Genomic DNA, 12,849 nt, shown 5'->3' on the forward strand with positions numbered 1-12,849 from the left:
CTCCTACTGGGCGGCCATGGCCGAGCGCGCTGGCGCGCTCGGGTCTGAAAGTTTCGGCGGGCGGCAATACTCTTCCAGGAAAGCCCCATGCGGCGGGGCGGCGGCCACCACGTCCCGCACGGCCTTGCGCATCTCGGCCAGCGGCGCGCTGAGCGCCTTCGGATCGATGCCGTCCAGCGCGGGATCGACCATCTCCGGCAACAGCTCGAACCCGGCATAGATCGCCATCCAGCTGGCCGGCTGGAACATCTCCCAGCGGTAGCGGACGAAGTGGCCGCGCTGGCGGAACAGGTCGACCTTGCGCTGGAGAGTGTCGGGCAGGGTCACGGCGTTGCAGTCGCGCCAGAAGGCGGTGTCGCCTCTCTTGTTGGCCCAGTAGTGCAGGATGATGAAGTCGCGCACGCGCTCCATCTCACGCTTGGACCAGTCGTTGAATTCGTCGACCAGTTCCGGCGCGAAATCCTTGTCCGGGAACAGCGCCTTGATCTTGTCGATGCCCGTCTCGATCAGGGCGATCGAGGTGCTTTCCAGCGGCTCGAGGAAACCCGACGCCAGGCCAAGCGCGATGACGTTCTTGTTCCAGACCTGTTTGCGGCGACCGGGGTTGAAGGCGATCCGGCGCGGCTCGAACAGCAGCGGATCCGGGATCGCGGCCTTCAGCTCAGCGAGGGCGTCCTCGTCGCTGATATGGCGCGAGGAATAGACGTAGCCGTTGCCATAGCGGTGCTGCAGCGGGATGCGCCAGCGCCAGCCGGCGCTGTGGGCGGTGACGTCCGTGTACGGCATCGGATCGCCGACACCTTCGCTCTGCACCGCATAGGCGCGGTCGCAGAACAGCACGTCGTTCCAGTGCTCGTAGCCGGTCTGCAGCGCCTCTTCGATCAGCAGACCCCGGAAGCCCGAGCAGTCGATGAACAGGTCACCCTCGACGGTGTCGCCCGTATGCAGGTCCAGCGCGGTCACGAACCCGGTCTCGGGATGCAGATTGACCTTGGTGATCTTGGCGTCGATCCGGCGCACGCCGTTGTCCTCGGCCACCCGACGCATCAGCTGGGCGAACAGGCTGGCGTCGAAGTGCAGGGCCCAGTCGAAGATCGACAGGCTGGAGGCGGGATTGCGCGACGGGGCCATGAACTTGCCCGCCCGCGCCAGCGAGGCGCCCAGCGAGTAGTCGGCGATGTCGGTCGGCTCGCCGGCCTGGGCCAGCTTGCGCCAATAGTGATGAAACGGGATCCCGCGCAGGTCCTGACCGAACAGGCCGAACGGGTGGATGAAAGAATGGTCCGGCCGCGTCCAGCCGTTGAAGCGGATGCCCAGCTTGCAGGTCGCCTGGGTGGCCCGCATCACCTCGATGTCGGACAGGCCCAGCTGCTGGTAGAAGCCGCGGATGGTGGGGATGGTCGCCTCGCCCACGCCGATCGTGCCGATCTCGGAGCTCTCGACGAGGGTGATCTCGATCGGACCGCCCTGGAAGTGCCGCCGCAGCGCCGCGGCCGCCATCCAGCCGGCGGTGCCGCCGCCGACGATCACGAGCTTGCGGATTCTGTTGTCCTGCATGGAGCGCTCCCGACTCCCGGTCTCTAATGTCCGGTTGATCCCAGGCTAGCCATTCATGCCCAGGCCGGACAGGTCTCGCCGCCTCAAAAAAGTAGCCGCCGTGGGAATCCACGGCGGCCGCAGGAGGTGAGAGGGCCTTTGAGCGTGGCGGCCACGCTCAAAAATGTTTGAGATCGAGCCTGTCCGCTTCTGATGTTTCCATCAGAAGCGGACAGGCTCTTGCTTACCAGCGCGCCCGGACGCCCAGCGTGTAGCGGGGTTCGAACTCGTTCTGGCGGATGTACTGGGTCTTACCCTTGGCGAAGCGAGCGTAGTAATCCTCGATCTCGCCCGTCACGTTCGACCCGTTGAAGTAGAGGGTGACGTTGTCGCGCAGGCTGTAGCTGACGTTCACGTCCACGTAGCCGGTGCTCTTCTGGTAGATCGGGATGTTGCTGCTCATCACCTCGGCCAGGCGGTCGGTGCGATAGTTGTAGGCGACGCGCGCCTGCAGCTTGTCGTCCTGATACCAGCCGACCAGGTTGAACTGGTGCTTGGAGTTGTCCTGGAAGGCCAGCTCCTCGCCGTCCAGACCCACCCGTGACTCCTTGCTCGGCGAGTAGGTGTAGTTGGAGTCCACACCGAAGTTCGAGAAGAAGCCCGCGTCCGGCATGAAGTCGCTGACCGCCAGCTTGGCGCCGACTTCCACACCCTTCACCTCGCCGCCGTCGCCTTGGATAGGCAGGGTGACGTTGACCGTGCGGCGGATGACGCCGTCCTGGTCGGGGAAGCGGCCGGTGGTGACGCCGTTGGTCACGAAGCTGTCGATCTTCAGCTTGAAGGCCGAGATGTTCAGCATCGAGGCGCTGCCGAAGTAGTACTCGATAGCGCCGTCGAAGTTCGACGCCCGCCACGGGTTCAGCATCGGGTTGCCCGAGGCCTCGCCGCTGGTGACGCAGCGGACGTTCGGCAGGGCCGCGCCGCAGTCGGCGGTGTTGATCTTCAGACCGCCGCCATAGCTGCCCAGGTCGAGGGGCTGCATCGTCTTGCTGTAGGCGAAGCGGAACTTCAGGCTGTCGTTCAGATCGTAGGAGACGTTCAGCGACGGCAGCCAGTCGGTATATTTGCGACGGGTGACCTGGTCGCCCGCGTCGGCGTTGGTGTCGCCGTAGTTGCGGGTGTCGCCGGTGAGGTTCTGCTTCACCGTCAGTTCGGTCTCGATGACGCGCAGGCCGAAGTTACCCGACAGCCCGCCGACCTCGAAGTTGGCCGAACCGAAGGCGCTCTGCTCGTTCAGGCGGACGTCGTAGGTCTGGCCCGGGATCTGGACGCGGATGGCGCCGCCGAAGACCTTCTTGTGGAAGGCTTCCGCGTCGTCGAAGTCGCGCGGATCGATGGCCCAGAAGCCCGGCATGCCGCTGGTCACGCCGCCCAGGTCGTCGACCCAGACCACGTTGTTGTAGGTGTCCAGACGCGTCGGCGCATTGACTGTGTAGCCCTGGAAGACCGGCAGGCCCGTGACCGGATGCGGCACGAACTCGCCCGCCTGGCACTGGTTCTGGTTCATGACGACGTCGATGGCCTTCCACTGGGCCTCGCAGCCGCCGGCCGGCACCGGCAGGCCGTTGGCCTGCACCGCGCCCGGCGAGCCGCCGTAGAAGCCCGAGAACAGGTGGAACTGCTCGACCTCGACGGTGCGCTTGCTCTGGCGAACGCCCGCATCGACCTTGGTGATGAAGCCCAGCAGCTTGTCGTCGAACTTGTAGTGACCTTCGGCGCTGAACACGTTCATGTCCGAATTGACTTCGTTGTTGCCCTCCGACGAGAAGGCCCCAATGGCGTAGCTATCCTTGTTCGCCATGTAGTCCTTGAGGGTCTTGCCCGCCCCAAGGCCGCCGGCCAGCGGACGGTCGAAGCCCGACCACACCGGATGATCGCCGCTGATGTTGTAGTGCAGCTGCGGATTGGCGCCGTAACCCAGCGGGTTCGGATCCAGATAGCAGCCGCCGGCGCTGCCGGTGACCGCGTTGGTCCGGCGCGAGGCCGCGAACTTGTCGCAGATGGCCTTCGGATAGAAGGTGCCGCGCGTGCGGTCGGCCGGGTCGCGGAACAGGTTGAAGCGACCGTCGGCATAGCGCCAGTTGCTCAGGTCGCCCTGGGCCTGGCCGTTCATGCTCAGGCGATCGCCGTTGGCGCGGATGGCGCGCGCTTCGAAGGTGAACGGACCGCCGTTGTCGTAGTTCAGTTCCAGATTGTAGTTCTTGGTCTTCGACTTGGTCGTGCGGTTGACCGAGAAGGAGTTCACCCACCAGGCATTGATGTCGTACTCGTCGACGGCCAGCCAGTTGCTGATGCCGACCGGCGAAGAAACCGTGGGCTTGTTCCACGTGCCGAAGGCGCCGCCATCCCAGCGGTTGGAGATGTTGATGCCGACAGCGCGGTTGTACTCGTCGAGCTTGGCGTAGAAGCCCTCGGCGATCAGGGTGAAGCCTTCGCCCAGATCCGCCTCGAACGCGGCGTTGATGCCCAGGCGCTTGCGCTCGACGACGCGGTTGAAGCTCTCGTAGCCGTGGGGCGAGATGTAGCTGGTGGAGAAGCCGCCACCCCAGTCGTTGTTGCCCGACAGGCCGACGGTGCCCGAATAGTTGTTGCCCAGGTTCGCCTTGCTGGCGGCCGCGCCGACCATCAGGCCGACCCGGTCGTTGCGCCAGTTGACGACGCCGTTCAGCAGGTAGTCGTCCTTCTTGGTGCGTTCGCCGCGCTGGGCCTCGGCCGCGCCGGTCAGGGTAAGGCCTTCGCCGAACTGGAACGGACGGCGCGTACGCAGGTCGATCGTGCCGGAGATGCCCGAAAGGGCGTTCTTGGCGTCGGTCGACTTGTAGACCAGCACCTGGTTCATCAGCTGCGACGGCACGTCCAGCAGGTCCGGCTGGGCGTTGCCCATGTTGCCGGCGCTCAGATACTGCTCGCCGTTCAGCAGGGTGATCACCTGCCGCAGGCCGCGAATGTTGACGGTCTTGCCTTCGCCGGCGTCGCGCTGGATCTGGATGCCCGAGATCCGCTGCAGCGAGTCGGCGATGGTCACGTCCGGCAGCTTGCCGATGTCTTCAGAGGAGATGGCGTCGACGATCGCGGCCTCGCGGCGCTTCACGTCCACGGACTTCATCTGCGACCCGCGAACGCCGGTGACGACGATCTCTTCGACCTGGGTGTCGCTACCGCCCGCTTGGGCGAAGGCTCCGGTGGCCAAGGCCAACTGAGACGCGCCGGCGACCAGCGCCAGCGTCAAGCCGCGCCTGAGCACGACGTTCCTTGCTTCCTGTGACAATTCCTCGCTCCCCAAAATAATTCGTTCTTGTTGGCCGCCCGCCCGCTCCTCGCGCCGCCGCTCTGTGGCGGCTTTCGAGAAGCGTTTGAGGCTTTGCGGACCAGGACAATCGCGTGTCTTGCGACTGTCCAAATCCCTCGGCGGCCCCGGCGCCCGGACATCCGATTCCAGCCCCGCGCCTTCATCGAACGCTGTCACATTCTCCAAATGTCCCGAGCAAGTCAACAAGAATGTCAACGTTGTCATTCCAGCAGGACAAGGGTTTTGGAGCGCTCCGCATGCAACCTGGAGCGTAAGGCCCGGCGAGGTCAGCCTCACATTGGCGAGCCAAATGCGGCACAGTGACGTTGATTTAATTGGCCTTTATCACGCCACCCGCGACCCCAGGGGCCATTCTTTGTGGAGCCGTCACAATGTCTCCAGCGGGAGGCGACTCCGCCCCCAAAATCGCGAGCAACGCTACGCCACTTCGCCGAAATGTCCTGAAAATGTCCTTACGATCGACTTTTTTTGACCCGTTTTTGTCCTGATGACATGACATGCGAGACAGCATGGACTATGGCTTGGTCGTTCGCCGCCTTGCGGGCGCCGCCTTTCACTGATGGGGTGCGGGCCGACAAGCTTGGCGGTTGGACGGGTACGGGGACCTATGACGACGATCAACGACGTGGCCGATCGGGCGGGCGTTTCGCCCAAGACCGTCTCCCGCGTTCTCAACGATCACGACAGTGTCAGCGCCAAGACGCGCGATCGCGTCCGCGCGGCCATGAACGACCTGGGCTATCAGCCCAGCGCCGTGGCCCGCAGCCTGCGCTCGCAGGGGTCCGGCTCGGTCGGCGTGCTGATGGGCGACCCGTCCGGCGGCTATCACACCCGCGTCCACCACGCCCTGCTGCTGGCCTGTGTCGAGACCGGACGTCACCTGTCGGTCGATCTTTCCGAAGGGCCCGTCCCCGGCTGGCAGGACCGCGTCCGGGCCTTCGTCCGCGACGGCGGCATCCGCGAGATGATTCTGCTGCCGCCCGAGTGTGACTTCGGCCCGATGAAGGAGCTGATGCGTGAGCTGGACGTGCGCTGCGTGCTGATCGCGCCGACCACGCCCGACCCGCAGTTCCCCGCCATCGGCATGGACGACCGCGCCGCCGCCCGCGAAGTGGTCGAGCACCTGTTCTCGCTGGGCCACACCCGCATCGGCCACATCGCCGGCCATCCGGATCACGCCGCCAGCACCCACCGCCGCAACGGCTTCTTCGAGGCCTATGCCGCGCGGGGCCTGCCGCGTCCGGCCCCCGAGCTGATCGTCCAGGGCGAGTTCACCTTCAAGACCGGCCTCGACGCGGCCAAGGCGCTGCTGGACATCGACGAGCCGCCGACCGCGATCTTCGCCAGCAATGACGACATGGCCGCCGCCACCTGCATGGAGGCCCAGCGCCGAGGCCTGCGCATTCCCGACGACCTGTCGGTGGTCGGTTTCGACGACGCGCCGATCGCCGGCGTGATCTGGCCGACCCTGACCACCATTCGCCAACCCTTCGAGCAGATGGCCCTGCGCGCGATGCAGACCTTCGCGGCGTGGAGCGCCAACGAGGGCGCCGGCAAGACCAACACCCCCTTCCTCGCGCAGCACAGCCTGATGGCGCGCGAGTCCACCGGTCCGGCCCGGAGCGGTCCGCCGCCCCGACGAAAGACTTAAGACCCCCTCCCCCGACCCGGCCGAAGCCGCGCGGGGCTCAAGAACAAGACCACGGAGGAAACATGACTCGGACGACCTGGCGGGGCCTCTCGCTCGCCCTGCTGATCGGCGCCTCGGCCTCGGCGCTGACCGTCGCCCCGGCCCTCGCGCAAGCCGCCAAGCCGGCCGCCGCCGCGCCCGCCCATCCGTGGCTCAACGCCAAGCTGGACGCTGACAAGCGGGCCGACCTCGCCTTGGCGGCGATGACCAACGATGAGAAGTTCACGATCATCTTTGGCTACTTCGGCTCGGACATGAAGCCGAAGTACACGCGCCACAAGGACTCGCTGGAGGCCTCGGCCGGCTATGTCATCGGCGTTCCGCGCCTGGGCATCCCGGGCCAGTGGCAGACGGACGCCGGCGTCGGCGTCGCCACCCAGGGCAGCCACCAAGGCCTGCGCGAACGCACCGCCCTGCCGTCGGGCATGGCGACCACCGCCACCTGGAACCCCGAACTGGCCTTCAAGGGCGGCGCCATGATCGGCAAGGAGGCCCGCGACTCTGGCTTCAACGTCCAGCTAGCCGGCGGCGTGAACCTGATGCGCGAGCCGCGCAACGGCCGGAACTTCGAATATGGCGGCGAGGACCCCTGGCTGGCCGGCGCGATGGTCGCCGCCCAGATCCGCGGTATCCAGTCCAACAACATCATCTCGACGATCAAGCACTACGCGCTGAACGGCCAGGAAACCGGCCGCTTCGTGGTCAGCTCCAACATCGACGACGCGGCCGCCCGCACCTCGGACCTTCTGGCCTTCCAGTTCGCCATCGAGCAGTCGGACCCGCACTCGGTGATGTGCGCCTACAACCGCGTCAACGGGACCTATGCCTGCGAGAACGACTGGCTCCTGAACACCGTCCTGAAGAAGGACTGGGGCTACAAGGGCTACGTCATGTCGGACTGGGGCGCCGACCACTCGTCGGCCAAGGCCGCCAACGCTGGCCTCGACCAGGAATCGGCCGGCGAGGCGTTCGACAAGGAGCCGTTCTTCGGCGCGCCGCTGAAGGCCGACCTGGCCGCCGGCAAGGTCAGCCAGGCCCGCGTCGACGACATGGCCCGCCGCGTGCTGCGCGCCATGTTCGCCAGCGGCCTGATCGACCATCCGCTGACCGGCGCGCCGATCGCCCTTCCCGCCGCGACCCTGGCCGCCCACGCCAAGATCACCCAGGCCGACGCCGAGGAAGGCATAGTCCTGCTGAAGAACGACGGCGTGTTGCCCCTGGCCAAGACCGCCAAGACCATCGCGGTGATCGGCGGCCATGCCGACGTCGGCGTGCTGTCGGGCGGCGGCTCGTCCCAGGTCTATCCGGCCGGCGGCCGCGCGGTGAAGGGCCTCGAGCCCGCCACCTGGCCGGGCCCGGTGATCTACTACCCATCCTCGCCGCTGAAGGCGCTGCAGGCCCGCTATCCCGGCGCCAAGGTGGTCTATGACGACGGGACCGATCCTGCCCGCGCCGCCAAACTGGCCGCCGCGAGCGAACTGGCCCTGGTCTTCGCCGACCAGTGGACCACCGAGTCCTGGGACGTCGAAGGCCTGAACCTGCCCAAGAACCAGGACGCGACGATCGACGCGGTGGCCTCGGCCAACAAGAAGACCGTCGTTGTCCTGCTGACCGGCGGCCCGGTGGTCATGCCCTGGCTCGACAAGGTCGGCGCCGTGGTCGAGGCCTGGTACCCCGGCACGTCCGGCGGCGAGGCCATCGCCCGCGTCCTGACCGGCGAGGTCGACGCCTCGGGTCGCCTGCCCGTCAGCTTCCCCAAGAGCGTGGCCGATTTGCCGCGTCCCAAGCTGGACGGGGTCGGCAAGCCCGAAGGCGAGATGTTCGACGTCGACTACAACCTCGAAGGCGCCGCGGTCGGCTACAAGTGGTACGACCTGAAGAAGGTCGAGCCGCTGTTCGCCTTCGGCCACGGCCTGTCCTACACCAAGTTCGCCTATTCGGGCCTGACGGCCAGCGCCGCTGGCGACAAGGTCACGGTCAGCTTCGACGTCAAGAACGTCGGCGCCCGCGCCGGCAAGGATGTGCCGCAGGTCTATGTCGGCCCGAAGGCCGGCGCCAATGGGGTGTCTTGGGAAGCGCCCAAGCGCCTCGCTGGCTTCAAGAAGGTTTCCCTGGCCCCCGGCGCCACCCAGCGCGTGACCCTGACGGTCGATCCGCGTCTGCTGGCCACCTGGGACGGCAAGGCCCACGGCTGGTCCATTGCAGCCGGCCAATACGACATCGCCCTGGGCTCTTCGTCTCGGGCTCTTTCCTCCACCGCCCAGGTCACCCTGGCGGCCCAAAGCCTGCCGGTTTCGCCGGCGAGCAAGTGAGGGTCGGGCATGACACCCATGAATCGTAACCGGTTCCGGGGCCCATCTCCTCATTTTTAGAAGCGGGCCTGCCTGGCAGGCCAAGGGCGGCGGGGGCCTAGCCTACCCCTGTCCCGTCGCCCCCTTCAGTCTCTTCCCTTTCAGGAGCGTCGCCTCGGCGGCGCTCCTTTTTTTGCCCGCCGCTTGCGCCGCTTCATTTATACTATAATTAGGCCGCCACGGCGCTGAACGCCGACGGGAGGAAGTACGCGTGATCCGGATCGGCCTCGTCGGCGTGGGCAAGATCGCCCATGATCAGCACATCCCCGCCCTGGCGGCGGACCCGCGTTTCACCCTCGCCGCCGCCGCCAGCCGCAGCCTGCCGGACCTCGGGGCGATCCCGGTCTTCCACGACATCGACGCGATGCTGAGCCGGGGTCCGGCGCTGGACGCCGTCGCCCTCTGCACCCCGCCCCAGGCGCGGCGCGAGACGGCGCTTTCCGCCCTGCGCGCCGGCAAGCACGTGTTTCTCGAGAAGCCGCCGGGCGCCACGGTCAGCGAGGTCGCCGAGCTGGCCGCCGTCGCCCGCGAGCATGGCGTGGTGCTGTTCACCAGCTGGCACTCCCGCTTCGCCGCCGGCGTGCCGCGAGCCAAGGCCTGGCTGGCCCGGCGCACCGTCCGCAAGCTGGCGATCGAATGGCGCGAGGACGTCCGCCGCTGGCATCCGGGCCAGACCTGGATCTGGCAGGCCGGCGGCATGGGCGTCTTCGACCCGGCCATCAACGCCCTGTCGATCCTGACCGAGATCATGCCGGCCGAGGTGTTCGTCACCGACGCGCGCTTACAGGTGCCCGAGAACGTCCAATCGCCGATCGCCGGTCATGTCGACATGACCACCCTGTGCGGCGCGGCGATCACCGCCGACCTCGACTTCCTGCAGACCGGCCCGCAGACCTGGGACATCACCGCCTGGACCGACGACGGCGTGCTGAAGCTGTCTCTGGGCGGCGCGAAGCTGGAGATCGACGGGACGGTCGTCGTGGATGGCGAGAACCGGGAATATCCGGGACTCTATGACCGGTTCGCGGGGCTGGTGGCCGAGGGCCGGTCGGAGGTGGACGTACGGCCGCTGACCCTGGTGGCGGACGCGTTCCTGGTCGGGACGCGCGAGGTCGTGGAAGCGTTCGTGGAGTAGGCCCCAAAATCCTCCCCCTAACGGGGGAGGTGTCGGCTCGAAGAGACGACGGAGGGGGAAGATGCCGGGCCAGGAGAACTTCCCCCTCCGGCCGCTTCGCGACCACCTCCCCCGCCAGGGGGAGGATTTGATCGTTAGTTCACCTGCCGCTCACGCCCCTCCCAGTACGGCGCCCGCAATTCCCGCCGTAGGATCTTGCCCGAGGCGTTGCGCGGCAGCGCCGCCACGAAGTCGACGCTCTTGGGCGCCTTGAAGTGGGCGATCCGCGTCCGGGCGAAGGCGATGATGTCCTCCGCGTCGGGGGTCACGCCGGGCTTGGCCGCGACCACCGCCTTGACGGCCTCGCCCCACTTGTCATCGGGCACCCCGATCACCGCCACCTCGGCCACGTGCGGGTGGCCGTAGACGGCGCTCTCGACCTCGGCCGGATAGATGTTCTCGCCGCCCGAGATGATCATGTCCTTCACCCGGTCGTGGATGAACAGATAGCCGTCCTCGTCCAGGTAGCCGGCGTCGCCGGTGCGCAGCCAGCCGTCGGCGTCGACCGTCTTGGCCGTGGCCTCGTCCAGCTTCCAGTAGCCGGCCATGTTCGAGCGCGAGCGGATGGCGATCTCGCCGACCGCATTGACCGGCAGAGTGGCGCCGACCTCGTCCATGACCTTGATCTCGACGCCCGGCATCGGCAGCCCCGCCGCGCGCATGCGCTTGTTCCCGGCCGGGTCGTGGTCCTCGGGCGGCAGATAAACCACCGTGCCGGTCGTCTCGGTCATGCCGTACTGCTGAACGAAGCCGCAGCCGAACACCTCCATGCACTCGCGCAGCAGATCCAGCGGGATGGGCGCCGCGCCATAAAGGATGTGGGTCAGGCGCGAATAGTCGATCTCGCGCGCCCGGGGCTGGCGCACCACGATCTGCAAAGCCGCCGGCACCATGAACATCTTCGAGACCCGGTCCTTCTCGATGAAGTCCAGCACCTTGAAGGGATCGAACTCGCGGGCCACCACGCCCTTGGCGCCGTTGATCAGGCCGACGAGGCCCCAGCCCGTGCCGCCGATATGGGCCACCGGCATGGCCACCAGGCTGACATCGGTCGGGCCCCATTGGTTCCATTCCATCGGGTTCTTCGAGGCCTCGCGGCGCATGCCCAGCAGGTTGTCGTGGGTCAGCATCGCGCCCTTGGGCCGCCCCGTCGTGCCCGAGGTGTAAAGCTGGATGGCGATGTCCGAGGTCTCGATCGGCTTGTGCGGGTCGGTGTCGGAGTGCGCATCCCGCCAGCCCTCGAAGGTCGGGTGCTCGCCCGCTCCTTCGGCCTCCATGGCGATGACCACCGGGCGATGGGTCAGCTCGGCGGCGACCTGCCCGACGTGGGCGATCAGTTCGGGGCCGACGAAGACCAGCTTGGCGTCGCTGTCGGCGACGATATAGGCCATCTCGGGCGGGGCCAAGCGCCAGCCGATCGGCGTGGTCACCACCCCGGCCTTGGCGGCCCCGATCAGAAGCTCGAAATAGTGGTCGCTGTTCTTGCCGACATAGGCGACGCGGTCGCCGGTCGACAGGCCCGCGGCGATCAAGGCGTTGGCGACCTGGTTCGCATGGCGGTCGAACTGGGCGAAGCTTGTCTCGCGGCCCTCGAAACTGAAGGCCGTCGCTTCGGGCCGCGCCTCGGCGTGATAGCGGGCGACGTCGCCCAGGGTTCGCATGCGGTCGAAGTCGATCGCGTCGGACATCAAGTCTGGCTCCCTCGGTCGCCGGATCTGGCGTCCGGTCAAACGGATGCTGGGCCCGCGTTACGTTGGCGGCAAGCTATCCGTAACGATAGGTGGCTTGAGGGGAGCCACCCTTTCATTTGCCTTCCTCGCCCTTGTGGCGAGGATCCATGGCCGGGCCAGGCCCTGGATCGTTCGACGAAGGCGCCGCCAGCGTGGTCGCGCGACGTTCCGAAGCCGCGCCAGCTGAACCATGGGTCCTGGGCACAAGGCCCAGGAAGGCGATGACTTTTTAGTGCTGGGAGCAGTCGCGTTTACCGCCAGGCCTTCACACCCACCACCACCGCCGTGCTCCCGGCGCGTTCTCCAGCAACCACCGCCGGGCCGTACGCGCGCTCGCGGACCAGGCCCACATAGGGCGCGAATTCGCGGGTGATCTCGTAGCGCAGGCGCAGGCCGCCCTCGACCCTCGCCGCCCCAGCCTCGGCCAAGTCGGCCTCGACACGCGGCTGCAGGATCAACTTCTGGGCCAGGCGCAGGTCGTAGGAGGCTTCGGCCCGCGCCGACACCTCGCCCCTGTCCGAGAGATAGGCCGCGCCCTGAACCTCGAACCAGTAGGGCGCGAGCCCCTCGAAACCCACGGTCGCATAGCTCCGACCTTTCGGCGCCAGGTCGTAGCGGACGCCGGCCTGGAGGTCGAAATAGGGACCGACCGGCCACGCGTTCAGGACCTCGGCCTCGCCGCGCTCCCAGCCGTGGCCGCCCACGCGCTCGCCCCGCGCCTTGACCACCCATTTGGAGGCGTCGCCGCCCCACCAGGCTTCGCCCTCGAACGCCTGGGCGTCATCGCCCTCGCGCGAGCGGTATTCCAGAACGTCGGCGCGGACGGTCCAGGCGGTCCCGCCGCCATGCTCCTTCATCAACTGGGCGCGAGCGGCCGCCATGGCCGCGCCGCTGTAGAAGCGCTCGGCGGCGTGGTCGGTCGGAATGGGCGGCGGCTTGACGTCGGCGGCCGGCTTCATGGCCGACATGTCGTGGCCAGCATGTGGATCCGGCGCCGG

At 67.3% G+C, this 12,849-nt stretch carries 7 protein-coding genes; 3 read left to right on the forward strand and 4 right to left on the reverse strand.

Annotated elements, in window-relative coordinates:
• Positions 1-3 precede the first annotated feature (3 nt).
• A complete protein-coding gene (locus AC1RRV_RS05650; RefSeq protein WP_492858602.1) occupies positions 4-1,557 on the reverse strand; it encodes a tryptophan halogenase family protein in 1,554 nt (517 codons plus the stop codon).
• A gap of 223 nt (positions 1,558-1,780) precedes the next feature.
• Entirely contained in the window at positions 1,781-4,864 is a 3,084-nt protein-coding gene (locus AC1RRV_RS05655; RefSeq protein ID WP_492858603.1) for a TonB-dependent receptor, read from the reverse strand.
• A 649-nt stretch (positions 4,865-5,513) separates the two neighbouring features.
• Here AC1RRV_RS05655 and AC1RRV_RS05660 point away from each other — a divergent pair.
• The 3 genes from AC1RRV_RS05660 (at position 5,514) to AC1RRV_RS05670 (ending at position 10,082) form a co-directional block, all read left to right on the forward strand.
• Positions 5,514-6,557 carry a LacI family DNA-binding transcriptional regulator gene (locus AC1RRV_RS05660; RefSeq protein WP_492858604.1) on the forward strand — a complete coding sequence of 348 codons (1,044 nt, stop codon included), beginning with the start codon at positions 5,514-5,516 and terminating at the stop codon, positions 6,555-6,557.
• A 62-nt stretch (positions 6,558-6,619) separates the two neighbouring features.
• Positions 6,620-8,908, forward strand: a complete 2,289-nt coding sequence (locus tag AC1RRV_RS05665) for a beta-glucosidase family protein (RefSeq protein WP_492858605.1) — start codon at positions 6,620-6,622, stop codon at positions 8,906-8,908.
• 250 nt (positions 8,909-9,158) lie between these two features.
• Positions 9,159-10,082: a Gfo/Idh/MocA family protein gene (locus AC1RRV_RS05670; RefSeq protein ID WP_492858606.1), complete on the forward strand. Its 924-nt coding sequence runs from the start codon at positions 9,159-9,161 to the stop codon at positions 10,080-10,082.
• A 134-nt stretch (positions 10,083-10,216) separates the two neighbouring features.
• Here the strand turns inward: AC1RRV_RS05670 and AC1RRV_RS05675 are convergent, their stop codons facing one another.
• Both AC1RRV_RS05675 and AC1RRV_RS05680 read right to left on the reverse strand, forming a co-directional pair.
• The gene (locus AC1RRV_RS05675; protein ID WP_492858607.1) at positions 10,217-11,809 is read right to left on the reverse strand and encodes a fatty acid--CoA ligase; all 1,593 of its coding nucleotides are present in this window, start codon (positions 11,807-11,809) and stop codon (positions 10,217-10,219) included.
• Between the two features lie 293 nt (positions 11,810-12,102).
• Positions 12,103-12,819 carry a copper resistance protein B gene (locus AC1RRV_RS05680; RefSeq protein ID WP_492858665.1) on the reverse strand — a complete coding sequence of 239 codons (717 nt, stop codon included), beginning with the start codon at positions 12,817-12,819 and terminating at the stop codon, positions 12,103-12,105.
• Positions 12,820-12,849: the final 30 nt, after the last annotated feature.

It is taken from the genome of Caulobacter sp. GW821-FHT11E10, assembly GCF_058808375.1.